The sequence below is a fragment of the Brevundimonas sp. genome (assembly GCF_041648115.1).
In the GTDB taxonomy this organism is placed as follows: Bacteria; Pseudomonadota; Alphaproteobacteria; order Caulobacterales; family Caulobacteraceae; genus Brevundimonas.
Genome location: NZ_JBAZPR010000010.1, coordinates 34,651 through 59,384, shown reverse-complemented (window position 1 = coordinate 59,384; position 24,734 = coordinate 34,651). Strand labels below are relative to the sequence as shown.

Genomic DNA, 24,734 nt, shown 5'->3' with positions numbered 1-24,734 from the left:
CTTGGCGTCGGCATAGGACAAGCCTATCTCACACCCATGCTCCCCACCCTGCGACAGCTCCAGTATCTCAAGCTCTTGGCCGAACACGGCAGCTTCTCGCGCGCCGCCGAGGCCGCCCACGTCAGCCAGCCCGCCCTCAGCGCCGGGGTGCAGGAGCTGGAGCGCATCCTGGGCGCGCCCGTGGTCGAACGGACGCGCGGCGCCGTCATCATGACCGCCGTCGGGGTCGAGGCCGTGCGCCGGGCCGAGGACGTTTTGGCCCGCACCGAGGATCTGGTCGAGGCGGCCAAGAACGCCGGCCGCCTGTTGTCGGGCCGGTTCCGGCTGGGCGTCATCCCGACCGTCGCCCCCTTCCTGCTGCCGGCCAAGCTGCCGTCGCTGAAGGCCGCCTATCCCAGCCTGAAACTGTTCATCCGCGAGGACCTGACGCCCCGCCTGATCGCCGCCCTGAAGGCGGGCCAGATCGACGCCGCCGTTATCGCCCTGCCCTATGACGCGCCCGGCATCGCCCACGCCCGCATCGGCGACGACGAGATCATGGCCGCCGCCCCCCACGACCATGCCCTGGCCGCACCCGGCCCGATCCGTCCCGGCTCGCTGCGGGCCGAGGACCTGATCCTGCTGGAAGACGGCCATTGCCTGCGCGACCATGCCCTGGCGGCCCTGGACATCGAGGCGCCGCGCGGCGACGACGTCTTCGCCGCCACCAGCCTGCACACCCTGGTCCAGATGGTCGGGTCGGGCCTGGGGGTCTCCTTCCTGCCGAAGATGGCGGTGCAGGCGGGCCTCGCCGACAACCCCTCCGTCGCCATCCGCGCCTTCGAGAACCAGGCCGACGGCGCCCCGCCCCACCGCGAGATCGTCGTCGCCTGGCGCGCAGGCTCCAGCCGCGCCGCCGAGGCCCGGCTGCTGGCCGAGGCCCTGAAACTAGACTGAAACGCGACCGACCCTGTTGACGTGAACGCCGAACAGGCCGCTTGGGAAGCGCATGGCAACCGAAACCGTCTATATCGTCCAGGCCTATGTCCAGGGCCGGGGCAAGGCTCTCCGCGCCGAACCGCAGGTCGGCTGCAAGGACGCCGAAGAGGCGCGCCGCAAGGCCGAACGCCTGGCGCCCTTGCGTCTGGGCGTCGTCGCCTTCGCCGTCTCGGCCGACACCGAAATGGGCGATTACGATGAGGAGCCGACCATCATCTTCAAGTCCGGTCAGCTGCCGCCGCCGTTCAGCGACGCGGACTGAGAGATCTTGCGTCGGGGCGAGGGCAACCGCCCCCGCCCAGCAGGCGTTGGCTTTCTGACAACGGATCGGCGCCGCCCCGGGCGTCCGACCGAAGCTTCAGGACGCCGCATGGCCTATCGCACCCTCAATCCCTTCACCGAACAGATGGTCGAGGAATACGCCGAACACTCGGACGACGCCGTCGAGGCGGCCTTGGCCAAGGCCGACGCCGTCTTCCGCTCCGACTGGTCCCAAGGCGACATCCAGTCACGCCTCGCCGTGCTGAAATCCCTGTCGGCCCTGCTGACCGAGAACCGCGACAGCCTGGCCCGCACCATCGCCGAGGAGATGGGCAAGCCCCTGGCCCAGGGGCAGGGCGAGATCGACCTGTGCGCCGGCATCGCCGCCTACTATGCCGAGAAGGCCGCCGACTTCCTCAAACCCCAGAAGATCGACAGCGAGTTGGGCGAGGCCTGGGTCGAGTTTCATCCCGTCGGCGTGCTGCTGGCGGTCGAGCCGTGGAACTTTCCCATCTATCAGCTGATCCGAGTCGTCGCCCCCGCCATCGCGGTCGGCAATCCGGTGCTCTACAAACACGCCGGCATCGTGCCGCGCTGCGCCGCCCGTTTCGCCGAACTGGTGCGTGAAGCCGGCGCGCCGGAAGGCTGCGTCGCCAACCTCTACATCTCCTCGGACAAGGTCGCCGAACTGATCGGCGACGACCGCATCCAGGGCGTGGCCCTGACCGGGTCGGAGGGCGCCGGCGCCAAGGTCTCGGCCCGCGCATCGGAAATGCTGAAGAAGTCCACGCTGGAACTGGGCGGCAGCGACGTCTTCGTGGTGCTGGACGACGCCGACATCGAAAAGGCCATCGCGGCGGGCGTCGAGGGGCGGCTGTCCAACGCAGGACAGGTCTGCACCGGCTCCAAACGCTTCATCGTCCAGAAGTCGGTCGCCGACGCCTTCACCACCGGCTTCGTCGAAGGCATGAAGAGCGCCGTCATGGGCGACCCGCTGGACGAGGCCACGGTCCTGGGCCCGCTGTCGTCCGAAGACGCGCTGAAGACCCTGACAAAACAGGTCGAAGAGGCGGTCAAGCACGGCGCCAAGGCCGTCATCGGCGGCAAGCCGGCCGACCGCACCGGCTTCTTCTACGAACCCACCGTCCTGACCGACGTCGCTCGCGGCAACCCGGCCTTCTATCAGGAGTTCTTCGGCCCCGTGGCTCAGGTCTTCGTGGTCGAGGACGATGACGCCGTGGTGGCCCTGGCCAATGATTCCCGCTTCGGCCTGGGCGGTTCGATCTTCTCGGGTGACACGGCCCGCGCCCGCAACCTGGCGTCACGGATCGAGACCGGCATGGTCTTCATCAACACCACCACGACCTCCATGCCCGAACTGCCGTTCGGCGGCGTCAAACGCTCGGGCTTCGGCCGCGAACTGGGCGATGTCGGCATCAAGGAGTTCGTCAACCGCAAGCTGGTGGTCGTCAGCGCCAACTGACCCACCGTCTATCGGCAAAGCAAAAGGGCCGGCGGATCGCTCCGCCGGCCCTTTCTTCATCTCGGCGAACCGCTGCCTATTCGGCGGCGATCGGCGCTTCGGTTTCCGGGCCGCGCGCCAGGTTGCGTAGCACATAGGGCATGACGCCGCCGGCCAGTAAGTAATCCAGCTCGGTCTGGTTATCGATGCGGCAGCGGACCGGGAAGCGCGCCATCTTGCCGTCCGACGGACGGAACAGCTCGACCCACAGGTCCTGGCGAGGCTTCAGCTTGCCGATATTGGCGTCCGACAGGCCGCGGATCGTGACGATCTCTTCGCCGGTCAGGCCCAGCTTCAACCAGCCGTCCTGCTTGAACTGCAGCGGAACGACGCCCATCCCGACCAGGTTCGAACGGTGGATGCGCTCGAAGCTTTCGGCGATGACGGCGCGAACGCCCAGCAGGCGCGTGCCCTTGGCCGCCCAGTCGCGCGACGAGCCGGTGCCGTATTCCTTGCCGGCGAAGACGACCAGCGGCCGGCCTTCCGACTGATACCGCATGGCGGCGTCATAGATCGACATGGTGTCGTTCGACGGGAAGTGTTTGGTCACGCCGCCCTCGATCTCGGGCGTGATGCGGTTCTTGATGCGGATGTTGGCGAAGGTGCCGCGCATCATGACTTCGTGGTTGCCGCGACGGGCGCCGTAGCTGTTGAACTCGGCCGCCTCGACACCGTGGTTGGTCAGATAGACGCCGGCGGGCGAGGTCTTCTTGATCGAACCGGCGGGGCTGATGTGGTCGGTGGTGATCGAGTCGCCGAAGATCGCCAGGACGCGCGCTTCCACGATGTCCTGGACCGGGGTCAGGTCCATCGACAGGCCGTCGAAATAGGGCGGGTTGGCGACGTAGGTCGAGCTGTCGTCCCACTCATAGGTCTGACCGCCGGTGACCTTGATGGCCTGCCAGTGCTTGTCGCCCTTGAACACGTCCTTGTAGCGTTTGGCGAACATGGCGGGGGTGACCGACTTCTTCTGGATGTCGGCGATTTCCTGGCTGGTCGGCCAGACGTCCTTCAGGAAGACGTCATTGCCCTTCTTGTCCTGGCCGATCGGATCCTTGGTGATGTCGATCCGCATCGAGCCGGCGATGGCGTAGGCCACGACCAGCGGCGGCGAGGCCAGATAGTTGGCCTGGACGTCGGGGTTCACGCGGCCTTCGAAGTTGCGGTTGCCCGACAGGACCGAGGTCGCGACCAGGGCGTTGTCATTGATCGCCTTGGAGATCGCCGGGTCCAGAGGACCCGAGTTGCCGATGCAGGTGGTGCAGCCATAGCCGACCAGGTTGAAGCCCAGGGCGTCCAGGTCCTTCTGCAGGCCGGCGTCAGTCAGATAGTCGGTCACGACCTGCGAACCGGGGGCCAGCGAGGTCTTGACCCAAGGCTTGGCCTTCAGGCCAAGCGCATGGGCCTTGCGCGCCACCAGACCGGCGGCGATCAGCACCGACGGATTGGAGGTGTTGGTGCAGGAGGTGATGGCCGCGATGACCACGTCGCCGTCGCCGACGGTGAACTTCTGGCCATCGACCGACACGCGCTCGGCGTCGGTCGGGCGGCTGAAGACGTCGGCCAGGGCGGTCTCGAAGGCCGGGGCGGCGGTGGTCAGTTCGACGCGGTCCTGCGGACGCTTCGGACCGGCCAGCGACGGCACGACGGTCGAGATGTCCAGTTCCAGCACGTCGGTGAAGACGGGGTCTTCCGAGGTCTCGTCGATCCACAGGCCTTGGGCCTTGGCGTAGGCTTCGACCAGGGCGACGCGCGCCTTGTCTCGGCCCGTGGCGGTCAGATAGCCGATGGTGGCGGCCGAGACGGGGAAGAAGCCGCAGGTGGCGCCGTATTCCGGGGCCATGTTGGCGATGGTCGCCTGGTCCTCGATCGTCATGTTCGGCAGGGCGTCGCCGAAGAATTCGACGAACTTGCCGACAACGCCCTTCTTGCGCAGCATCTGGGTGACGGTCAGCACCAGGTCGGTCGCCGTCGTGCCTTCCGGCATGGCGCCGGTCAACTTGAAGCCGATGACTTCGGGGATCAGCATCGGGATCGGCTGGCCCAGCATGGCCGCCTCGGCCTCGATACCGCCGACGCCCCAGCCCAGGACGGCCAGGCCGTTGATCATGGTGGTGTGGCTGTCGGTGCCGACGACGGTGTCGGGATAGGCGACGGTCTTCTTGCCTTCGTCCAGGGTCCAGACGGTCTGGGCCAGGTTCTCCAGGTTCACCTGGTGGCAGATGCCGGTGCCGGGGGGCACGACGCGGAAGTTGTTGAAGGCCGACGACCCCCAGCGCAGGAAGTTGTAGCGCTCGATGTTGCGCTCGTATTCGCGCTCGACGTTCTGGCCAAAGGCCTTGGCCGTGCCGAAGTTATCGACCATGACCGAGTGGTCGATGACCAGATCGACCGGCACCAGCGGGTTGATCTTGGCGGCGTCGGCGCCCAGGGCGCTCATCGCGTCGCGCATGGCGGCCAGATCGACCACGGCGGGCACGCCGGTGAAGTCCTGCATCAGGACGCGGGCCGGGCGGAAAGCGATCTCGTGCTCGACCGAGCCCTTGTTCTCGACCCAGGCGGCGACGGCCTTCAGGTCGGCTTCGGTGACGGACACGCCGTCCTCGTTGCGCAGCAGGTTCTCCAGCAGCACCTTCATCGAGCGCGGCAGGCGGGAAATCCCGGTCAGACCGGCTTCCTCGGCGGCGGGAAGGCTGTAATAGGCGTATTTCTTACGCCCGACGGAAAGGTCCTGGCGGGTCTTGAAGCTGTCGTTCGACGGCATGGAGTCTTCCTCTGGTCAGCGCCGCCCGACAATCCGGTTGCGCCTTCGCGCGACAGACGCAGCGGCTCACAGGGCCCCTGCGCGCGCGGCGAAAGCCTGCTGCGGCGACCGTGCCTATAGCTCCACGGGACCCGACCGTCCATGTGTCCACACCCTCGACAGGGACATTGAGAAGGGTTCGCAGATTCAGCACCCCACTTCTCCCTCCCCGCTCCGGGGAGGGTGGTCGCGCAGCGACCGGGTGGGGGCGGCCCGGCAGGGACGCACGGTCTAATGCAAGGTGGATCGGTAATGCGGCGCAACGCCGCCCCCACCCGACCTCGCTACGCTCGGCCACCCTCCCCGGCGCGGGGAGGGAGAATTACGCATGATCCACACCCTCACCCTCTCCGACCTGACCGTGTCACGCGGCGAGCGGCGGCTGTTCCAAGGCCTCGACCTGACCCTGCGCGCCGGCGAGGTCCTGGCCCTGACGGGTGCGAACGGCGCGGGCAAGACCAGCCTGCTGCGGACCATCGCCGGCCTGCTGAGGCCCGACGCCGGAACGGTCTCCTTTCAGGACGGCGACGGCAATCCGCTGGACGAGCGGCAGGCGCGCGGGCGAGAGACCCATTTCCTCGGCCATCTGGACGGGCTGAAAGGCGGCCGAACGGCGCGCGAGGAGCTGGGCTTTCAGTGCGACTGGCTGGGCCACACCCAATATGGCCTCGATCACGCCGTCGAGGCCTTCGGCCTCAAACCCCTGCTGGACCTGGAGGTGCGGCGTCTTTCGGCCGGCCAGCGCCGCCGTCTGGCCATGGGCCGGCTGGTCGGATCGCCGCGCGCCCTGTGGCTGCTGGACGAGCCCATGGCCCCACTCGACGCCCGCTGGCGCGAGGCCTTCGCCGAACAGATGCAGCGCCATTTGGTCAATGACGGCCTGATCGTCGCCGCGGTTCACGATCCCCTGCCCCTGCCGACCCGCGCTCTCGACCTGGGGGCGCTGACATGAGCCGCCGCGACGCCGATCAGGAACCGCGCCCGCCCGGCCTGCGCGGCGCCACCCGCGTCCTGCTGGAGCGCGAACTGGACCTGGCCTGGGGCGGGGGCGGCGGGCCGCTGCTGGCCTGCGGCTTCTTCGCCTGTCTGACCGCCATCCTGCCGCTGGCGGCTGGGGGCGATCCGCGAACGCTGGGTCCCGTGGCGGGCGGCGTCGCGTGGCTGGCGTTGGCCCTGGCGTCCCTGCTGTCGCTGGAGCGGCTGTTCGAGCGGGACATGGAAGACGGCGGCCTGGACCTGCTGGCGCTCGGCCATCTGTCGCTGGAGCAGGTCGTCCTGATCAAGGCCCTGGCCCAGTGGGTCGCGGTCGGCCTGCCCCTGGCCCTGACCGCCCCCGTCGCCGCCCTGGCCCTGGGCCTGCCCGCGTCGCTGACGCCTCTCGTCGCCCTGACCGCCCTGATCGGCGGCGCAGGCTTCGCCTTCACCGGCGCGCTGGGCGCAGCGCTCGCACTGGGCGCAAAGCGCGGCGGCCTGCTGATCGCCGTGGTCGTCCTGCCCCTGTTCATCCCGCCCGTCGTCTTCGGCGCCGGCGCCCTGGAACGCGCCGCCTCCGGCCAGCCCGTCGGCCCAGCCCTGGCTTTGCTCTGCGCCTATGTCCTGTTCGCCGCCGTCATCGCCCCCTTTGCCGGAGCGGCCGCCGTTCGGAACGCGCAAGGGTGAGCTTGCCCGCCGCCCCTTCGCCGCGTAAGCGCTGAACCGATGTTCGGCCTGTCCAATCCGCAGCGCTTCATGGCCTTCACCGGCCCGTTGACCCCCGTCCTGTGGGGCCTCGCCGCCGTGCTGCTGGGCGTCGGCGCCTGGCTCAGCTTCTCGGTCCCGGCCGATTATCAGCAGGGCGACACGGTGCGGATCATGTTCGTCCATGTCCCCGCCGCCACCCTGGGCCTGGGGGCCTATGCGGCGCTGGGCGTCTCCAGCTTCTTCGCACTCGTGTTTCGTCATGCCTTAGCCGACGCCGCCGCCCGCGCCGCCGCCCTGCCCGGTGCGGCCTTCACGGCCCTGGCCCTGTTCACCGGCTCGCTGTGGGGCCAGCCGATGTGGGGCACCTGGTGGGTGTGGGACGCCCGCCTGACCAGCGTCCTGGTGCTGTTCCTCTTCTACCTCGGCTATATGGCGCTGCGGGCGTCGATCGACGACGAGCAGAAGGCCGGGCGCGCCGCCGCCGTCCTGGGCCTGGTCGGACTGATCAACCTGCCGATCGTCAAATTCTCGGTCGACTGGTGGAACACCCTGCATCAGCCCGCCAGCTTCCTGACCCCCGGTTCGTCGGGGCTGGACCCCGTCTATCTTCCGCCTTTCCTGACCATGCTGGCGGCCTATGGCGCGCTGTTCGCGGCGCTTTGGCTGACGGCCATCCGCACCGAGATCCGCCGCCGCCGCGTCATGACCCTGCGCGCCCGTTCGGCTCAAGAGGCCTAGATGCTCGACCTCGACATGACCCCCTACGCCGCCTTCGTCTGGCCCGCCTGGGGCGTCAGCGCCCTGGTCCTGACCACCCTGACCGCCCGCGCCGTCATCGCCTCGCGCAAATGGAAGCTCGAACTCGACCGCCTAGACATAGCCGCCGATGAGGCGGCTCGCCCTCAAGCAGCGCGAAGCGCGGTAGAGCCAAAAGAACGTCCTCAAGCAGCGCTAGGCGCGGTAGGACAACAGGAATGAACCGCTGGCTCGCCTTCCTCCCGCTGGTCGTCCTTGCGGCGCTCGCGGCCCTGTTCGTCGGCTGGTCGCTGAAGCGCGATCCGGCCTTCAAGCCCGACGCCTTGATCGGCCAGACCATCCCCGAGACCGTCCTGCCCCTGCTGTCGGGCGACCAGGCGGGGCCGGGCAATCTGGACCTCAAGACCGCCGGCGTCGGTCGGCCCATGCTGGTCAATGTCTTCGCTTCCTGGTGCGCGCCGTGCCGGATCGAACATCCCAAGCTTCTGGCGTTGAAGGCGCGCGGGATCGCCGTCGTCGGCATCGCCTACAAGGACGAGCCGGTCGCCACCCGCGCCTTCCTGGACGAACTTGGCGACCCCTATTCGATGGTGCTGGTGGACCGCGAGGGGCGGGCGGGCCTTGATCTGGGCATCTCGGGCGTGCCCGAGACCTTCGCCGTCGACGCCATGGGACGGATCACCGCCAAACAGTCCGGCCCCCTGCTGGACGACGCCGACATCGAGCGGCTGGTGACCTCGATGCAGGCCCCGCCCCGTCCAGCGCCCAGCCCGGCGCCACGCCCTCAGTGATCCTGCCTAACGCGCGTTAACCCTTTTTCGAGGGTTTCCATTAACCATACCGGCATGAGCGCGATTCGCACCGGCCTGCCGCTGAACCTGCCCGCCCCGGGTCTCGACCTGCCGAGCGCCCGCAACGCCCAGGCGGCTTTCTTCCGCGCCGCGATGGACCAGGCTGCGGCGCCAAAGCCGCCGGTCCCGGCTGCCGCCGTCATGTCCTCGATCCGCACGGCCAATCCCGCGCGGCCGGTCGAGGCGCCGGCGGCCCCGCCTCAGCGCGAGGAGCCGCGCATCATGCGCCCCGGCTCCTACATCGACATCCGGGTCTGATCAGTTCCAGCCGCGGCTGGCGATATACTGCTGAAGCATGTCGATCCGCGTCGCGTCCGACGGATGGGTCGAGGCGAACTGCGGCGTCTGGGTCTGACGTTGCGCCGACATCAACCGCCACAGCGCGACGGCTTCCGACGGCTTGAACCCCGCGCCCGCCATATAGTCGACGCCCAGTCGGTCGGCCTCCAGCTCGTCGCGCCGTGAATAGGGCAGCAGCAGGCCATACTGCGCCGCCAGACCGCCGTAAGCATTGACCGCATCCCCATAGCGTCCCGCCGCGCCTCCGACGGCCGCCAGACCAATGCTGGTCGCCGTCTGGTTCGAGGCCCGCTCGGCGGCGTGGTTGGCGACGACATGGCCGATCTCATGGCCGATCACGCTGGCCAGTTGGTCGTCGTTCTGGACCAGGCTCAGCAGGCTGGTCGTCACGCCGATCTGGCCCGACGGCAGGACGAAGGCGTTGGGGCTGGCCTCGGTGAAGACCGCATAGTCCCAGGTCCGCTCGCCCAGGCCCGCCGCCTGCACCAGCCGGTCCCCGACGCGCCGGATCCGGTCCACCTGGGCGCCGGTGGTCATCACGCCGGGCTTGGCGATGGCCTCGCGCCAGGCCTGCGTCGACTGCTGCGACAGAGCCGCATTGTCCACCAGCAGGAACTGGTTGCGACCCAGCGCCTCATTGTAGGCGCAGGCGGACAGGGCCGAGGCCGCGACGGCGGCGGTCAGGACGAGTGCGGAACGGCGGGACAAGATCACGGGTGGCCTCTTGGACGGTTAGCGGAACAGCCAAGCAAATCCCGTCCGCCGGGTCCAGGTTCCGATTTCACTCAATCGGCGTCGCGCCCAGCAGGATCCGACAGGCCTCCGCCTCGGCCCTCAGCGCCGCCCGCTTCGCCTCGCCGAACCCGTCCAGGGTCTTGTAGGGCATGGCGAGGCGCACATTGTCCCTCAGCCGGTGGCGGTTGCGCTCCAGAAAGCCCCAGTACAGCCGGTTGAACGGGCAGGCCGCGTCGCCGCTCTTGCTCTTCACGTCATAGCGACAGGCCCCGCAATAGTCGCTCATCCGGTCGATATAGGCCCCCGACGCCGCATAGGGTTTGGACCCCACGATGCCTCCGTCCGCGAACAGGGCCATGCCGCGCGTATTGGGCATCTCGACCCATTCATAGGCGTCGGCGTAGACGCACATATACCAGTCGTCGACCGCATCGGGATGCACCCCCAGCAGCAGGGCCAGGTTGCCCGTCACCATCAGCCGCTGGATGTGATGGGCGTAGGCGTTGTCGCGCGTCGTCTTCACCACATCGGCGACGCAGGCCATGTCGGTCTCGCCCGACCAGTAGAACCACGGCAGCTTCCGGTCCGCATCCAGGAAGTTCCGCGCCCGATACTCCGGCGCCTTCAGCCAATAGATTCCTCGCACGAACTCGCGCCACCCCAGGATCTGGCGGATGAACCCCTCGACGGCGTTCAGCGGCGCCTTGCCCGCGCGATAAACCGCCTCGGCCCGACGACAGACGCCCAGCGGATCCAGCAGGCCCAGGTTGATCGAGGTCGAGATCAGCCCGTGCCACATCCACGGCTGATTCTCCGCCATCGCGTCCTGCCAGTCTCCGAACGACGGCAGCACAGCCTCCAGAAAATGCGCCAGCGCGGCCTCCGCCTCGTCCGCCGTCGTCGCCCAGCCGAACCCGTCCAGCGATCCGAAATGCTCGGGAAACAGCCGCTCCACATCCGCCATGGCCTCGCGCGCCATGGCGTTGGGCGGGATGCGCAGCCGACCCGGCGGCGTCACGCCCTTCGCCAGCTTCTTTCGGTTCTCGGCGTCATAGTTCCAGCGCCCGCCCTCCGGCTGGGCGCCGTCCATCAACAGGCCCGTCTCGCGCCGCATCTCGCGATAGAAGAACTCCATCCGCAGCTGCGACTTGCCCGACGCCCAGCGCCGGAAGCGGTCTTGCGAACTGATGAAGCGCCGATCCTCGCGAATTTCGACCGGCAGGCCCGCCCCCTCGGCGAAGGCCGCCAGACGCTCGGCCAGCCGCCATTCGCCGCATTCGGTCAGAACCGCCGCCTCATAGGCGCCGTCGTCCAGGGCGCGCGCCAGTTCGCCGGTGATCGAGCCGCTGTTGTCGGGATCGTCGATCCGCACATAGCGCACCCGCACGCCCCGCGCCGTCAGCCGCTCGGCATGGTTCCGCATGGCGGCGAACACCAAGGCCAGCTTCTGCTTGTGATGCCGGACATAGGTCGCCTCGTCGCGGACCTCGGCCATCAGGACAGTGTCGATATCGGGATCCAGCCCCTCCAGCGCCGACAGGTCGTCGGACAGCTGATCGCCCAGCACCAGTCTCAGAACCGACATGCGTCATCCCCACTTGCGGGCCAGAGACTGAAGACGCGGACGCACACGAAGAAAGAGCCGATACGCGCCTTCCAGCGCGGCCAGAACGACCGGGACACGCGCCGCCAGCCCGATGGGCCGCAGCAGGGGAATGGCCCGCCACATCGCCGCAAAGGCCGCCGCGCCGGACAGCAGACGCCCATTCTCGCTGGCGTGGAACCGGGCGAGCAGGGTGTCGCGGTCGATGGGGCAGGTCGCGTCTCCCTTGTCCACATCCACGAACCGGATCGCGCCCCGGCGATCCAGCCGACGCATCAGCGCGATCTCGCGACGACACAGGGGGCAGCCTCCATCATACCAGACGATCAGTTGGGTCATCGACGACGATGGCTTTCCTTCGGACGCAGCACGTGGCGGCCATGATATACGGATGCCTTGCATAGTCTGGATCGCGCCAGATCCGACAGATTTGCGATGGATGACGAAATGACCGACCGATACAGACTGCCGCCGATCGCCCGCGTCCTGGGTTTCGCAGGCCTTCTGCCCCAGGCGGCGGCGGTCGCGATCCTGATATTCGGCGGACCGGACCTGTGGTTCGGCGCTCTCGGACTCGCCTATGCCTACGCCGCCCTGATCTTCAGCTTCCTGGGCGGCGTCTGGTGGGGCCTGGCCGCCATGGCGCGCGGCCAGGCGCCGACCTGGGTCTGGATCGCGGCCGTGTTACCGACCCTGCTGACCCTGACGAACGCTTGGAAATTGGCGACCGGTTCAACCTGGCCCAGTCCGGCCCTGATCTTCCTTGGCATTTTCATCGCCGCCAGCCTGCTGGTCGATCTGCGGCTCAAGGCCGCCGGCATGACGCCTGAAGGCTGGCTGACCTTGCGCATCCCACTGTCGCTCGGACTGGGTGTTCTGACCCTTGCGGCCGGACTGATCTCCGCGCGCTAGCGTGATCGGGCAAAAAATCGGGGCCTGCCGAGAACGACAGGCCCCTGATTTTATCAGTCTCGACTTGGAGCGGGCGAAGAGATTCGAACTCTCGACCCCAACCTTGGCAATGTTGGGGATCAGCATTTCCGGGCTTTTCAGGACGTTCCAAAAATCGACTTTGTATATTGTTTTACATAAGTTTTCTTGTTTATCCGGTCACGGAGCGTTTCGCCCGGTTTCACTTGAGTTGGTAGCGGAGTGGTAGCGGTGGCTCGGAAATGAGCGTATATTTCTATCGCCATGACGAAGCAAAAACTCACCAAGCGCGTGGTTGAGAGCGCGCCCGTTCCGGAGACCGGCGAGGGTCGAATCTGGGACAGCGAGATCGCAGGCTTCTGCCTCCGGATCTATCCTGGGACCGAAACCCGACAGGGCCATGCCGCCAAGCCTGTCCGAAGGATGTTCGCCATCAAGTATCGGGTCCGCGGAACCCAGCGCTGGCTGACGCTCGGCGAGCATGGGGATGGGCCGGACAAACTCACGGCGGATCGGGCTCGCAAGGAGGCGGCGTCGGTGGTGGTGGATGCGCGGCGCGGCATCGATCCCGGTGAAGCCCGCAGGCGCATAGAGGGTCTCACCGTCAAAGGCCTGGTCGAGTTGTATCTGGAGAATGGGCCGGACGACAAACCGACCAAACGGGATTCGTCATGGGCCATGGACCGGACCAACCTCGAGCGCCACGTCGTGCCCCTGCTTGGGAAGATGGCGCTCGATACGGTCACCCGCGACCACATCACCGGGATGATCCGATCAATCACGGCCGGGAAGACCGCCAAGGATGTGAAGACCAAACTTCGTGGTCGATCCATCGTCAAGGGCGGGGCAGGCATCGCTGACCGCACCTATTCCACCCTGCGGGCGACCTTCAACTGGGCGATCGACAAGGGCCATTTCGCCGGCTCGAACCCCTGCGCAAAGGTCGAACGAAAGCTCCGACCGGCGGTCGAACGCTTCCTGTCAGAGGCCCAAGCCCAGGATCTGATCGCCGCTCTCGACTCCCTGGAGGCGGATGCGACGATCTCCGAACGGCAGGGCGCGGTCTATCGGCTTCTGCTTCTGACGGGCGCGCGGCGCAACGAGATCGCTGGCCTGCGCTGGACGGAGGTCGATTTCGACCGGCGCCGGCTCGTACTGCCGCCGAGCCGCACCAAGGCCGGCGGTCGCACGGGGGATCGTCGGATCTCGCTCAACGACATGGCCTTCGGAATCCTGCAGCGTCTCTACAAGACCCGTGGTCGAAGCCAATTCGTCTTCCCGGCCACCAAGGGCGACAACGGATATGCGACCTCCGAGTCCAAGATCTGGCGCGACAAGGTGCTCCCCAAAGCCAAGCTGGAAGGCGTGCGCATCCACGACCTGCGCCACAGTTTCGCAAGCTTCGCCCTGGCCGACGGGGCCAGTCTCCCTATGATCGGCAAGGCGCTGGGACACGCCAACAGCCGCGCCACGGAACGGTATGCCCATCTGAGCGACGATCCGGTTCGGGCGCTGGCGGAGCGGATTGGTGAGCGGTTCAGTCCCAAGACCTGAAGATGATCGAGACCACCCGACTGAATGCGGTATCGGCCGATACAAAGTTAGGAAGCCAGTTTGATCGGGAGCGCCTTTAGGACACCCACGGTGTTCCAATACGCCGGAAGACAAACCACGTATGACTTCGACCAGATCGTCCAGTCCGCAAGCCAGATTTTCGAGCGGTCCAGCTAAAGGGGAGAAGGCGATGGCGTCTCGAAGCGATGACTTTCGACCCGGTCCACGGATCGGCCGTGGCGTCTTCACCGCCCATGGGCGGCCGGACGGCACAATCGACCTGACGTACCGGATTTCTGACGAACTGCTCGCTCAAGTGGCGGCGGTTGACCCCAAAGTGACGGCTGACAACGCCATCATGAGCTTACTGACGTATGACGAGGCCAATGACCGGTTGGTCATTCGGCCCCACACCACTCTGCCTGGCTACGATTTTCTACAGCCGAAGTATGACCCGCTACTGGCCATCGAGCTTGAGGGATTTCGGCTGTTCGAAGACTGGCTTGACGATAGTGATGACGATCCGTGGAACGTCCTCGACCGGCTGCCTTCGGGTTTCATCAAGGAGCCGGACTTCGGTTTGGGCCTGGTCAAGGACCTTCGGTTCATTCCTATCGTCATCGAGACGGCGCCGGACGTCACGCGCCTGATCGTCAGCAAACAGCGAAAAACTGAGATAAAGGGCTCGGATTTCATCGTCTCATGGCGTGACTTCGATGAACTGCGAAAGGCGTTCAATCGAGTACATACCAAGGCGGTCACCCTTGCGAACCGGGACAAGGTCATCCTGGCCCATAACACTTTGCTAGCCGCAGCAGCCCCCGCGCTTTATCCGGAAAAGCAACGCCCCTACGAGCCCGACACGGTGTTCAAGGTTGTGGGAGCCTCGGGCGGCGCGGGCCTGTCGAAATCCGATCGGAGGGCTGCAGTGGATGTCGTCGCTGGTCAGGCCAAGACCTTGGCCAAGGAAGACGCACCGGCCTTGATGCACCTCCAGCGGGAAATCGAATTAGTCACCCTGGAAGGCGTCATCGAGCGCTTTTCAACACTGTTGGCGGCCAACCGCAGCGAACAAAGTTGGCAAAATCTGTTTGTCGAGAACCCGTTCATTCTCAGGCTCGCCTTCAACCTGCCTGTCGTCGCGGTTGGCGATCAGATTTCAGTCGGCGGCACGGCGTTTTCCGGCGCAGGCGGCAAAATTGCAGATTTCCTTCACAAGAACGGACTGACGGACAATCTGACGTTGATCGAGATCAAAAAGCCAGGTTCGCCGCTGGTGGGATCGCAGTACCGCGGTGGCGTCTATCCGCCCTCTAACGATCTCAGCGGAAGCGTTACCCAGATCCTCGACCAGCGCTATCAGTTGCAGAAGGCTCTGCCCGGCCTGAAGGATGCGTCAAACCGATGGGATCTGGAGTCCTACGCCATCAAGGGTGTCGTCATTGTTGGCCGCGACCTGAAGGACAAGGCGCAGAAGAAGTCTTTCGAGCTCTATCGAAATAATCTTCACGATGTGCAGATCATCACTTTCGACGAACTGCTGGCGAAACTCCGCCACCTTAAGGACTTTCTGTCCCAGATCCCGGCCGACATCGCGCCCGCTGGGGTGACTTGGCCGGACCTCTAGTCCAGACCAGATGATAATACGCTGATTGCGGCCGACTTGAACGCGCGAGCCCACGACCATCGCAACTTATCGTAGCGGATGGACGACGCTGAACGCGCAAGCTAAGCGTTTCAGTGCAACCGTTATTTCTGGTGCAAACCTTTCAACGCAAGCGCGGAGCGATGCGTCAAATGCCGGCATCGCCGAGCGCCACCGCCATTTCGGTCGTCGAGGTTCTGGCCAAGCTTGATGGCGAGTTCGCCGCTGTCGCGAGTGCCGTCGAGAACGGAGAGTTCGCGCTCTGGGTTGGATCCGGCATATCGCGAAACGCCCCGAACCTCCCCGACCTCATCGCGCGGGGTATGGAGGCGCTCCGGATACGCGCCATGGACCCGGCCACACGCGAGCAGTTCGAACCCGCTTTGCTGACGGCGATCCGGGAAGCTCGCGCCGATCCCGATGTTGCAAGGCTTTATTTCGAGCGTCCATTCGCGGAATGGCCGATGGCCAAAGCCATCACGGACGAGCTCTGGACGCATTATTCACGACTGCTGGACATCCGGGTCGAACATCAGGCTGCGGACTGGATGTTGTGGGACGGGATCGATATCCGCGCCGCGTTTGCTCATCCCTCTGAACCGGCGGCGGAGCACCTTTGTATCGCAATATTGGTACTTGAAGGCGCGGTCCAACAGATCGCTTCTGGCAACTGGGACGGCTTCATAGAGGCTGCGGTGGCGCGACTCAGCAGCGGCGCCGCCGCCGTCCTTCAACCCGTCGTGGACCCGGATCACCTCCGTGCAGCAGCCGGAAAGGCGCGGCTGTTGAAATTCCACGGGTGCATTGTTCACGCCACGAATGAACCTGAGGTGTTCCGGAAATATCTGACAGGAAGCCAGACCCAGATCACCGAGTGGGCCCACAACGCGGATTTCGCCGCCATGGTCGCCGCGGTGACCGAGCTCGCCACCAACCTCAAGACCCTCGTTCTCGGGCTTTCGATCCAGGACGCGAACCTTCAGGGCGTATTCGCTGCTGCAAAGCGGGTCCATCCGTGGCCTTGGCCCTGCGAGCCGAACGCGCCCGGTCATATCTTCTGCGAAGATGAGATCAGGGATGGGCAGCACGCTATTCTCAAGATCGTTTACGGCGATGCCTACAATGCCAATCTCGCCCCGATCGAGGCGAGCGCGCACATTCGCGCATGGGGCGAGCAGGTGCTCATCTCCCTCGTTCTGAAGCTTTTGACAGACAAGCTTGGCCGCCTGATGCATCTGCAGCTCGGCAGCACCGCGATCGCGGGCGGGTTGGAGGGTCTTTCTACAGCCCTTCTCAGCTTGCGAGACCTGGCGGGAGCCCAGGCGGTCGGCGACCGGACCGCCGCCGTCAATCGGGCGATCAGTCTTTGGTCGCGCCTGCTATCGGTGTTTCGAACCGGCTGCTGCCCCATTGATCCCAACGCCTATGAAGTCTTGAGTGTTGCCCGTCCCGAGCAGCTCGTCGGTGACCAGAATGCTCGCGCGGCTGGTTTGGGGAGTTTGGCGATCGGCCTGGCCTTGTTTCAGCACGGCCAGTCGGGCGGACTCTGGAAATTGGGGCCGCCGCAAGATGGCGCCCTGACCTCTGGGGTTATCAAGGCTGAGGCCGCATGGGCCGGAGCCGCCAGCCGCCCTGTCTTTCTGGTAAAGAGCGCAAAGGAAGCCATCGCACTTGAACAAGCCGGCGCGTTCGCCAACGACAACGCGATCGTCATTCACGCCGACGATGTCTGGCAGACGATGAAGGGCGCAAGCGCATCAAGCGCGAGACGCCCTCGCGGGGCCCCTGGCAGGACCAACCGGGTCGAGACCCGGCATGTCAGCCTCGAACACATCTTGGCGGGCTGTGGTGATTTTGACGAACTTGGCGCAAGATTCGTCTCCGAGGTGACTCTATGAGTGACGCTCCTCTCGTCAACATGATCGTGCGACGGCTGAAGGCCGACGGCTACGAAGATGTGACCACGCCGTTCCAGGTCGCCAGCGTGAGCTTCAACTTCACCGCCGCCCTTCGTGGCAGCGATGGCCGTGCGCTCGACCTCATTCTGATCGTCGACACGACCACCGGCGATTTCGGCGATCGGGACATTGTCAGGGTGCGCCAGCGCATCGAAGCCTTGAGCCGCGCTCTGGACGTCACCGGTTCGCGCTATGTCCTGACGGCCGTTCTCGCAGGAGCCGTCCTCACCGGTGAGGTTGAGGTGTTGGCTGAAACCTGTCGCGTGTTGACGATCGGAGACATTCCGATCAACGCGGCGGGCGATCCCGACGGGGACGCCGCCGCGCTTCTTCTCGATGACCGGTTGCGCGTGCTGCTCTCGCTCGATCTGCCTTTGCGCGAGGTCGGGGCCGAAGATTCGAACGGCGGCGCCGTCGATCTTTTGATTGCTGCGCTGTCCGGAGATGGCGATCAGGATCTCCTGACCATCCTGCTGGAGGCAGCCGAAGCGGGCGAGGAGGCAGTGGCAGACGCCATGGGACAAAGCCTCAATCAGGCGCTGATGGTGGAGGCCGCGCCTTGAGCCTTGCCCTTTGCGATTTGGAAATCACCAACTTCCGCAGCATTCGTGGGCAGTTGTACGCCCCGCTCGACGCAAAAGTCGTGCTTATCCACGGCGAGAACGGCGCTGGGAAGACCAGCTTTCTTTCAGCGATAGAATTGGCCCTGACAGGGCGTGTTGCCGCGCTCCGTCGCGCCGATCCTAACTATACGGCTCAGCTTCTTCACAAAACCATGGCCAAGGGGTCGGTCGAGGTACGGGCCAGGGACGAGGCGGGCGAGACGAAATTCGCGTCCACCCTCGACGCCAGGGGTCTGACAGTAGGCCGCACCCTCGCCGCCGCCCAGGCCGGCTTCTTCAGCGAGCGGTGCTACCTTCCCCAGAGCCTGCTGGGCCAGCTCCTGCAAATCTATCAGGATTCCGACTCGGGGCTCGATTCTCCCTTAGCCCGGTTCGTCGGAAACCTGCTGGGCCTTGATCGGCTGGATATTCTTGAGGCGGGCCTCAAGAATCTCGGCGACGTTCGCAATGTGCGAAAGCTCGCGAGCGGTTGGGGCGACATCGAGGTTGAAAAGAACCGTCTTGATCGAACGCTCGCCGACAAACACAAGGCCTTGGAAAGTCTGCTGTCGGATATCACGGCGGCGAGGGTAGCGATTCTGGAGACGGCGTCTCAGCTAGCCCTCCCGCACGATGCCGGGACGAAGGACCTGACAGCTCTGGAGATCGAGATCAGGTCCACTGCGGACGAGGGCGCACTCGAACGGCTCGTCGACCGGCGGCGGCAGCTGGAGTCCATAAGGAGGGAGGCGGAGCGATTCTTCGGCCAGGAAGTCGTCACCGATCCGGATGTCCTTGCCAACACTATGGCGCAAGCCAAAATCGAGATCGACGCCTGGCGTTTGCTGCACGATCTCCGCATCGACGCCCTTCGCTCCAGAATGGAACGGCTTCTGCCTGGAACGGCCCTGCCGTCCGAACTGAACCTTCTTCACGACGAAGCCTTGAAGGTTCTTCAGCTTGCGCGAACCGAGGCGACGGACCGATCGACCCGCAGCAGTTTAGACGCCGAACGACTGGTCTCTGCTCGCAACGAGCTAACGGTCGCGGAGACGCAGCTTGCGACCATCGACCTCGAGATCGGTCGCATAGGCGCCAATACCAGTGGACTGGGAGCCGCTCTCGCTGAACTGACAAGTTTCATTTCGAGCGACGTCTGCCCCGTCTGCGACCGCGACTTCTCCGATGTGGTGGAAGGTCCGCTCATCGATCATGTGCACGCCAAGGTCAGGACCCTGTCGGGGTCGGCCGAACGGCTGCTGACCTTGAGCCGTTCGCGGGGAGAGGCTCAACTGAGTGTTGAAGCGCTGGACCGCGAGATCAACACCTTGATGGGCCGTCAGCTCGAACCACAAGAGCTGGCAGACGCCGCTCGGCGGACGGCCGCCTTCGACGGCATCATCGGCGAGCTCGCAAACCTGCGCGCCCCTCTAATCGAGGGCGCGCGACTGGAGGCCGCCGAAGTCGATGCCCGCAAGCGGTTCAGCGCCTATCAGGCGCGCGACCTGGATGCCCGTGCGACTCTGCAGACCTTGCGAGACTATGCCACGACAAGCGGGCAGGACGAACCGATGGACGGCGAAACGGCCTCCGCAGCGGCTCACAGGTTGACCTCGGGACTGGCGGAAAAAATCCACGCTTTGGAGACCCGGCTGACGTTGCGCCGACGCGCGGGCGAGACCTTCTCTTCGCTCGCCGGCATGATGGAGCGACAGGACATCATGATGGCGTCCATCGTCGAAGATGAAGACGCGCGAACGCGCACAGATGCCGCTATCGCTCGGGGAAATGCCCTCAGGGCGACCGGACAGACCATCAGGGCCCAAGTGGACGCCGTTCGCTCGTCTGTCATTCGGAAAGAATTTAACGACCGGCTCAACCGCCTCTGGCGCGATCTGTTCGTGCGCCTCGCGCCGGGCGAACCCTTCGTGCCGGCGTTCAGCATTCCTGAGGGTAACACTCAGCGTCTGCAGCCGAAGTTGATCACGCTAAACCGGGACGGCGGGGACGCCGGGGGCACACCGGGGGCCATGCTCAGTGCCGGCAATCTCAACACGGCGACCCTGACCCTGTTCATGGCCATGCATATGTCGGTGCCGGCGCAGCTGCCGTGGCTCATCCTTGATGACCCCGTTCAATCGATGGACGACGTTCACATTGCGCATTTCGCCGCCCTGTTGCGAACCCTGTCCAAGCAACACGGTCGCCAGGTCATGTTGGCTGTTCACGACCGACAGCTGTTCGAATATCTGAAACTGGAACTCAGCCCGGCCTACCCCGAAGATAGCCTCCTCACCCTCGAGCTTTCGAGGAGCACGCGCCGGGACACCATCTGTATTTCGAATCGTCTGAGTTTCCAGGAGGAGACTGCCCTGCGCGCCGCCGCGTAGTCGGAAGCCAGAACCCGTTGGGCTTGGGATAGATGCTCTTCGACGTCCGTGGCCTGAATAACCGGCCGAGGTTCAGCTGATCGCCGAGATTGTCGTCGATGCGAGGCCGGTGAATTCTGAGAAAGACCCCTGGCCCGCCGCCGATAGATGGAGCGCACTCACCGAAGGCTTGTCCATTTGAGCGAAAGCCGACCAGGCGTCGGGCGCGATCAGCCCGCCACCACCCCGGCCCGCTGATCCTGGAGGCGATCGAACGCGTTGCGAATCGCCAAGGAGAGATTGATGCGCAGGCGCGTCACCGCATTATCGCGACCATCCAGGTAGTCCCGTTCGAGGCGGCGCAACTGGTCGGCGGCCCGCGCATCGCTAAAGACGTCGAGACTGTCGAGTTCCTCATGAACCGCGACGATCCGCGCGGTAGAGCCCCGACCGACGATGCGGAAGTCGGGACTCACGGGCAGTCCGCCCGAGACGGGCGAGAAAACCTTGATCGATTCCCGGCCTTTGTGCTCCGTGGTGACGAAGCTGTGGTCCGCGATGTCGATGATGAAATCGCCGGTCAGCGCCGTCGCAGGCTGATACAGGCCCGACCGGTTCCGGAGCCTTTCATGGAGCCAGTAGTCCTGATCCGTATCGATCGGTGCTTCGCCCGGCTCGTCGTCCCACGGCCTGTAGCCCGACCGCGGATTGAGCGGCGCGTGGATATAGGCCCCAAGGTTTGACGGGAGCTTGCCGTAGCTCAAGTCGAACTGGTCCGCGAAGGCGGCGGCCAGCCGGCCGGCGACCAGGAGCTCGAGACCGCTGAGGTGGAGCGCTCCGATTAGCGCGGTGTGCGCCAGCCCGACGCCGTCGTAGACCCGCGCGCCCGCCTTGCCCGAAACGCTGTCCCGCGCTCTGGGCGCGAGTCCCTGATCGTGGAGCAGCGCGAAATTGCGCGGCGTGATATCTGCCGCCAACGCCACTTCGCGCGAGGTCAGTAAGTCCTGTGTCGATCTCGAAGGGCGGCCCATGTAAACTCTCACTCTCTGGAAGTTTTAACTTCCACGAAGTGGGTGTTTCCGTCAAGGGCTTGCTCCCACCCCACGTGCGAGGCCAGAGCTGCGGCTGTGCGCAGCGTTCAGATGTAGTGCTTGAAGGGCAAGGGCGGCAGGTTGGCGATTGGCGCGGCGGTCAGGATTTCGCCGACGTCGTCTGCAAACCTCAAGGTCACCGGCGTGCCGTCCCCGTAGATGCAGGCGTTGAAGTTTAGCTTGGTGAGACCGAGGACGTCCTGCATGACCTGGGTCAGATCCGCGTCGCCCTTGGTCACCTCGATGGACAGCGGGTTGGGCGCTTCGCGCCCCGGATAGGTCTGGAGATCGGGCACGAAGCCGACGGTCCACAAATAGCCCTTGCGCGGGCTGACCGTCAGGGCCGTACCGCGCAGGACAGGGCTCCGTCCCTGACGGAAGAGTTTGATCTCCCGTGTCGTCTGGATCCGCACGCCCACAAGCCGTGTGTCAGGTCCCACGGCGCTGGAGAAGCCTCGCCATTCCGCCTCGTTGAAATGCTGCTTGGCGTGGATGAAAAGTTCCTTCGGCGGGCGGCCGTGCTTGGCGATGTAGGCCTCGACCACCAGGCCGGCGATCTCCTTCGCCTTCGCCTCATCGAGGTGAAACTCGGACGTCGTCAGCGAATACCAGGGCCCCACGGCGCCCTTGAACACGACGCCGTCTCCGGATCCGAGAAACATCTGGGCGCCGCAGCAGGCGTTCCCTGGCGATCCGGCAGTATCGGTCTTCTTGAAGACGAGACCGATGTAGCAGACGTCCTCTCTGACACCCGCTAACGCCCAGGGACGCCCCCCGGCCTTGAAGAAGGCGGTCGTCGACAGGTTCCAGGCGATGTTGGCGGGATCCTGGAGCATCCGCGGCTTGCCACCGAGCGCATTGACGCCCTCCGGATCGATCGTTGATTCCCGGACGATCTGAAGAACCACCTTCTGATCGAGCAGCCGCGCCTTGAGCTGGTTGTGGAAATCGACCTCGTACCGGTAGGGCTCGGCGGCGGCGTTGTCCTCTGCGAACATCGACGGCGCCTGTACGAAGTTCCGCGCCGTACGAGCAGAGAACCTCTGGCTGGTCCGGGTCCGTTCGGGCAAGGGGACGATCGACTTCGGCCGACAGAAACGGTGTACGTCGTCCGGTATCACGACAAACCAGACCGCCGGAACGCTGTCCTCCTCGCGGAGGAACTTGCGGATGGCCTGGTCGAAGAGATCGACGGTCTTGTACACGCGCTCGTGGCCGTCCGGGATCCGGATTGTGCTCGACAAGGCCGCCGCTGAAACCGAGATGGTCGCGACGGGGTTGGCGGGCCATTTGGTCTTGAAAGCCGCCTCGAAGCCCGGAAACGCCAGGTGATGCTGCTCCGCCTTTGCGGCCGGGATATATCCCGTGATCTGAGCCACCCACGTCTTGTACCGCGCGATCCCTTCGTCCGTGCCGATGACGCCGACTCTCATTTCAGCGGGTTTGGCCTCGTCGATCATGGGGCCGAAAAGGAACAGACCATCCTTAGGGTCGGGCAGCATCTGGCCGTGTCCGAACTGGAGTAGCGGCTCCGTCAGGATCTGCAGGCCCTGGATCGGATCAGTCATCTGCGGACTCCGCGAGGCCCGCGATCTCGAAGGCCTCGTCCGGTTCCACCGGCGCCTCCGGAGGCGTTTCGTCCTCATCGTCCGGGACCACGGCCCGGGATTTTACGGCGGGATCGGCGCAAGAGACCGGCGATTCAAACAGGACTGGCCGCGCATCCACGACCACCTCTGCGAAATCGCCCATCGGCAGCTTCAGATGGCCGTCCTCGTCACCGATCCAGGCCACGTAAGCCAGCATCAGGTCGCGCCATTGTCCGTTCCACCAGTTTCGGCAAAAACCGCGCCGGAGCTTGTGCATCTTCTCCACGCTGTCGAGCGGCGTCTTGCCGTCGTGCGAGAAGATGATGGCCGCCTTCATGACAAAATGGGGTGTGTTCGTCATGACGGGCTTGGCGATGAAGCCGAGGTGCCAATAGACGCCCCGCTTCTCGCTCCGGCCCACCATGGCCTTGCGCCTGCGTTTGCCGGTGTGATCGACAAAATAGGCGGTATCCTTTTCGATCAGGTCTTTGGTGAAGAACCATGCGACCGAATTGTCGGCCATCTCGAACGCGGACAATCCCTTGGCGGCCATGGCGTTGTTCCAGGATTGCCGCAGGAGATTGACGACCATGCGCCGGGCGTCCGCGCGTTTGACGCCGGGCATCGCCGCCGGCATCCCGGCTAACATGTCTTCCAGCGGCAAGGTGTAGCGACGCTCGATGACCTGTTCCGGCAGCGCGAGCTTCAGGTCCACTTCTGTTCCGAACGTCCCCACCAGCCTGAAGTATTTGAACCAGGGGAGACGGGTCCCGGACATGACGCTCGAGACCGCCGTCTCGGCGACGCCGAGCGAGAAGAGGGACACTTGGGGAGGCAGCGCGGCAATTGGGAGCCAGTTCGAGTAGAGCTGCTCGGGCTCGATCCGAGGCATCTGATCGGCGTCGGACCGCCGGAGGCACCAGGCTGCGACGTCAGCCGGAGCGATTGCGCCCTTCGGCACGCCGTCACGCTCAAGGACCTGAAAAACTCTCGCCAGGGCGGGCGCCCACCCGGCCTTGAAGTCGATGACGTTCTTGCGGGCGATATTGGCGTTGAAGTCCGAAAAGGGGACATCGTCGACCCTGACCGGCAAGAGGAAATTGGCGATCTTGTCGCTGCGCTCCACCGTGACGGCGAGGTGGATTTCGTCTTTCACGCCCTCCTTGTTCAAGGCGGCGGCAGAAACGACGAGGATGAATTTCGCCGTGTGATGGCGAATGGCGTCTTCGATGTCGTCCCAGAACAGCTCCCCGCCGATCAGCTTGGTGACATCCGACCAGACTTCATAGCCGGCGCTGGCGAGTTGAACGCCGAGCCATCGGACGAAATCGTTCTCCTCCGGATTGGCATGGCTAATGAAGACGAGGCGTCGGCCGGGTCCGGCGGGCGTTTGAGGCGATGGCGAGGTTACAGATGATGGAATCACACAGGAACCATAGCGTGATTTCCAAAAATCTTCCTGTTTTGTTCCGCCGCGCTGTTTGTTGATCCGTCGCACGCTTCGCCG

At 65.1% G+C, this 24,734-nt stretch carries 22 protein-coding genes; 15 read left to right on the top strand and 7 right to left on the bottom strand.

Going from position 1 to position 24,734, the window contains the following annotated elements:
• Window positions 1-36 precede the first annotated feature (36 nt).
• The 3 genes from WC597_RS10495 to WC597_RS10485 all read left to right on the top strand — a co-directional run bounded on the left by WC597_RS10495 (window position 37) and on the right by WC597_RS10485 (window position 2,722).
• Complete coding sequence (locus WC597_RS10495) at window positions 37-936, top strand: hydrogen peroxide-inducible genes activator (RefSeq protein ID WP_372693258.1); 900 nt, start codon at window positions 37-39, stop codon at window positions 934-936.
• 52 nt (window positions 937-988) lie between these two features.
• A complete protein-coding gene (locus WC597_RS10490; protein WP_372693257.1) occupies window positions 989-1,240 on the top strand; it encodes a hypothetical protein in 252 nt (83 codons plus the stop codon).
• Between the two features lie 108 nt (window positions 1,241-1,348).
• Complete coding sequence (locus WC597_RS10485) at window positions 1,349-2,722, top strand: NAD-dependent succinate-semialdehyde dehydrogenase (protein ID WP_372693256.1); 1,374 nt, start codon at window positions 1,349-1,351, stop codon at window positions 2,720-2,722.
• 76 nt (window positions 2,723-2,798) lie between these two features.
• On the opposite strand, the gene acnA is transcribed toward WC597_RS10485, so the two are convergent.
• On the bottom strand, window positions 2,799-5,525 hold the full coding sequence (acnA, locus tag WC597_RS10480) for an aconitate hydratase AcnA (protein ID WP_372693255.1): 2,727 nt from the start codon (window positions 5,523-5,525) through the stop codon (window positions 2,799-2,801).
• 367 nt (window positions 5,526-5,892) lie between these two features.
• On the opposite strand from acnA, the gene ccmA reads away from it, so the two are divergent.
• Genes ccmA through WC597_RS10450 form a run of 6 tightly spaced genes read left to right on the top strand, consistent with a single transcriptional unit; the run spans window position 5,893 to window position 9,109 of the window.
• On the top strand, window positions 5,893-6,516 hold the full coding sequence (gene ccmA / locus WC597_RS10475) for a heme ABC exporter ATP-binding protein CcmA (protein WP_372693254.1): 624 nt from the start codon (window positions 5,893-5,895) through the stop codon (window positions 6,514-6,516).
• Entirely contained in the window at window positions 6,513-7,223 is a 711-nt protein-coding gene (ccmB, locus tag WC597_RS10470; protein ID WP_372693253.1) for a heme exporter protein CcmB, read from the top strand. Before ccmA ends, ccmB begins: the two co-directional genes overlap by 4 nt.
• A gap of 39 nt (window positions 7,224-7,262) precedes the next feature.
• Window positions 7,263-7,982: a heme ABC transporter permease gene (locus WC597_RS10465; RefSeq protein ID WP_372693252.1), complete on the top strand. Its 720-nt coding sequence runs from the start codon at window positions 7,263-7,265 to the stop codon at window positions 7,980-7,982.
• Window positions 7,983-8,222 (top strand): heme exporter protein CcmD, encoded by a 240-nt coding sequence (gene ccmD / locus WC597_RS10460; RefSeq protein ID WP_372693251.1) that lies wholly within the window; start codon window positions 7,983-7,985, stop codon window positions 8,220-8,222. It begins immediately after the preceding gene.
• Window positions 8,219-8,791: a DsbE family thiol:disulfide interchange protein gene (locus WC597_RS10455; protein WP_372693250.1), complete on the top strand. Its 573-nt coding sequence runs from the start codon at window positions 8,219-8,221 to the stop codon at window positions 8,789-8,791. The genes ccmD and WC597_RS10455 overlap by 4 nt, the downstream gene beginning before the upstream one ends.
• Before the next feature lie 54 nt (window positions 8,792-8,845).
• Window positions 8,846-9,109 carry a hypothetical protein gene (locus tag WC597_RS10450; protein ID WP_372693249.1) on the top strand — a complete coding sequence of 88 codons (264 nt, stop codon included), beginning with the start codon at window positions 8,846-8,848 and terminating at the stop codon, window positions 9,107-9,109.
• Here the strand turns inward: WC597_RS10450 and WC597_RS10445 are convergent, their stop codons facing one another.
• The 3 genes from WC597_RS10445 to WC597_RS10435 all read right to left on the bottom strand — a co-directional run bounded on the left by WC597_RS10445 (window position 9,110) and on the right by WC597_RS10435 (window position 11,828).
• Entirely contained in the window at window positions 9,110-9,865 is a 756-nt protein-coding gene (locus tag WC597_RS10445) for a M48 family metallopeptidase (RefSeq protein WP_372693248.1), read from the bottom strand.
• 67 nt (window positions 9,866-9,932) lie between these two features.
• The gene (locus WC597_RS10440; RefSeq protein ID WP_372693247.1) at window positions 9,933-11,471 is read right to left on the bottom strand and encodes a cryptochrome/photolyase family protein; all 1,539 of its coding nucleotides are present in this window, start codon (window positions 11,469-11,471) and stop codon (window positions 9,933-9,935) included.
• 3 nt (window positions 11,472-11,474) lie between these two features.
• Entirely contained in the window at window positions 11,475-11,828 is a 354-nt protein-coding gene (locus WC597_RS10435; protein ID WP_372693246.1) for a thiol-disulfide oxidoreductase DCC family protein, read from the bottom strand.
• 108 nt (window positions 11,829-11,936) lie between these two features.
• Between WC597_RS10435 and WC597_RS10430 the strand changes: the two genes are divergently transcribed.
• From WC597_RS10430 to WC597_RS10405, 6 genes are all read left to right on the top strand, one after another.
• Entirely contained in the window at window positions 11,937-12,401 is a 465-nt protein-coding gene (locus WC597_RS10430; protein WP_372693245.1) for a DUF3429 domain-containing protein, read from the top strand.
• A 282-nt stretch (window positions 12,402-12,683) separates the two neighbouring features.
• Entirely contained in the window at window positions 12,684-13,973 is a 1,290-nt protein-coding gene (locus WC597_RS10425) for a tyrosine-type recombinase/integrase (protein WP_372693244.1), read from the top strand.
• A gap of 190 nt (window positions 13,974-14,163) precedes the next feature.
• Window positions 14,164-15,600 carry a Shedu immune nuclease family protein gene (locus WC597_RS10420; RefSeq protein WP_372693243.1) on the top strand — a complete coding sequence of 479 codons (1,437 nt, stop codon included), beginning with the start codon at window positions 14,164-14,166 and terminating at the stop codon, window positions 15,598-15,600.
• Between the two features lie 170 nt (window positions 15,601-15,770).
• Window positions 15,771-17,516 (top strand): SIR2 family protein, encoded by a 1,746-nt coding sequence (locus tag WC597_RS10415; protein WP_372693242.1) that lies wholly within the window; start codon window positions 15,771-15,773, stop codon window positions 17,514-17,516.
• Window positions 17,513-18,139: a hypothetical protein gene (locus WC597_RS10410; protein ID WP_372693241.1), complete on the top strand. Its 627-nt coding sequence runs from the start codon at window positions 17,513-17,515 to the stop codon at window positions 18,137-18,139. Before WC597_RS10415 ends, WC597_RS10410 begins: the two co-directional genes overlap by 4 nt.
• On the top strand, window positions 18,136-20,568 hold the full coding sequence (locus WC597_RS10405; RefSeq protein ID WP_372693240.1) for an AAA family ATPase: 2,433 nt from the start codon (window positions 18,136-18,138) through the stop codon (window positions 20,566-20,568). The genes WC597_RS10410 and WC597_RS10405 overlap by 4 nt, the downstream gene beginning before the upstream one ends.
• A gap of 209 nt (window positions 20,569-20,777) precedes the next feature.
• On the opposite strand, the gene WC597_RS10400 is transcribed toward WC597_RS10405, so the two are convergent.
• The 3 genes from WC597_RS10400 to WC597_RS10390 form a co-directional block, all read right to left on the bottom strand.
• Window positions 20,778-21,524, bottom strand: a complete 747-nt coding sequence (locus tag WC597_RS10400; RefSeq protein WP_372693239.1) for a hypothetical protein — start codon at window positions 21,522-21,524, stop codon at window positions 20,778-20,780.
• A gap of 161 nt (window positions 21,525-21,685) precedes the next feature.
• Window positions 21,686-23,284 carry a hypothetical protein gene (locus tag WC597_RS10395; RefSeq protein WP_372693238.1) on the bottom strand — a complete coding sequence of 533 codons (1,599 nt, stop codon included), beginning with the start codon at window positions 23,282-23,284 and terminating at the stop codon, window positions 21,686-21,688.
• On the bottom strand, window positions 23,199-24,725 hold the full coding sequence (locus WC597_RS10390) for a toll/interleukin-1 receptor domain-containing protein (RefSeq protein WP_372693237.1): 1,527 nt from the start codon (window positions 24,723-24,725) through the stop codon (window positions 23,199-23,201). The genes WC597_RS10395 and WC597_RS10390 overlap by 86 nt, the downstream gene beginning before the upstream one ends.
• Between the last annotated feature and the right edge of the window lie 9 nt (window positions 24,726-24,734).

Excerpts from the sequence above, each read along its gene's own strand:
- WC597_RS10495 (WP_372693258.1), top strand. The coding sequence starts at position 37 with ATGCTCCCCACCCTGCGACAGCTCCAGTATCTCAAGCTCTTGGCCGAA.
- WC597_RS10490 (WP_372693257.1), top strand. The coding sequence starts at position 989 with ATGGCAACCGAAACCGTCTATATCGTCCAGGCCTATGTCCAGGGCCGG.
- WC597_RS10485 (WP_372693256.1), top strand. The coding sequence starts at position 1,349 with ATGGCCTATCGCACCCTCAATCCCTTCACCGAACAGATGGTCGAGGAA.
- acnA (WP_372693255.1), bottom strand. The coding sequence starts at position 5,525 with ATGCCGTCGAACGACAGCTTCAAGACCCGCCAGGACCTTTCCGTCGGG.
- ccmA (WP_372693254.1), top strand. The coding sequence starts at position 5,893 with ATGATCCACACCCTCACCCTCTCCGACCTGACCGTGTCACGCGGCGAG.
- ccmB (WP_372693253.1), top strand. The coding sequence starts at position 6,513 with ATGAGCCGCCGCGACGCCGATCAGGAACCGCGCCCGCCCGGCCTGCGC.
- WC597_RS10465 (WP_372693252.1), top strand. The coding sequence starts at position 7,263 with ATGTTCGGCCTGTCCAATCCGCAGCGCTTCATGGCCTTCACCGGCCCG.
- ccmD (WP_372693251.1), top strand. The coding sequence starts at position 7,983 with ATGCTCGACCTCGACATGACCCCCTACGCCGCCTTCGTCTGGCCCGCC.
- WC597_RS10455 (WP_372693250.1), top strand. The coding sequence starts at position 8,219 with ATGAACCGCTGGCTCGCCTTCCTCCCGCTGGTCGTCCTTGCGGCGCTC.
- WC597_RS10450 (WP_372693249.1), top strand. The coding sequence starts at position 8,846 with ATGAGCGCGATTCGCACCGGCCTGCCGCTGAACCTGCCCGCCCCGGGT.
- WC597_RS10440 (WP_372693247.1), bottom strand. The coding sequence starts at position 11,471 with ATGTCGGTTCTGAGACTGGTGCTGGGCGATCAGCTGTCCGACGACCTG.
- WC597_RS10435 (WP_372693246.1), bottom strand. The coding sequence starts at position 11,828 with ATGACCCAACTGATCGTCTGGTATGATGGAGGCTGCCCCCTGTGTCGT.
- WC597_RS10430 (WP_372693245.1), top strand. The coding sequence starts at position 11,937 with ATGACCGACCGATACAGACTGCCGCCGATCGCCCGCGTCCTGGGTTTC.
- WC597_RS10425 (WP_372693244.1), top strand. The coding sequence starts at position 12,684 with ATGACGAAGCAAAAACTCACCAAGCGCGTGGTTGAGAGCGCGCCCGTT.
- WC597_RS10420 (WP_372693243.1), top strand. The coding sequence starts at position 14,164 with ATGGCGTCTCGAAGCGATGACTTTCGACCCGGTCCACGGATCGGCCGT.
- WC597_RS10415 (WP_372693242.1), top strand. The coding sequence starts at position 15,771 with ATGCCGGCATCGCCGAGCGCCACCGCCATTTCGGTCGTCGAGGTTCTG.
- WC597_RS10410 (WP_372693241.1), top strand. The coding sequence starts at position 17,513 with ATGAGTGACGCTCCTCTCGTCAACATGATCGTGCGACGGCTGAAGGCC.
- WC597_RS10395 (WP_372693238.1), bottom strand. The coding sequence starts at position 23,284 with ATGAGGACGAAACGCCTCCGGAGGCGCCGGTGGAACCGGACGAGGCCT.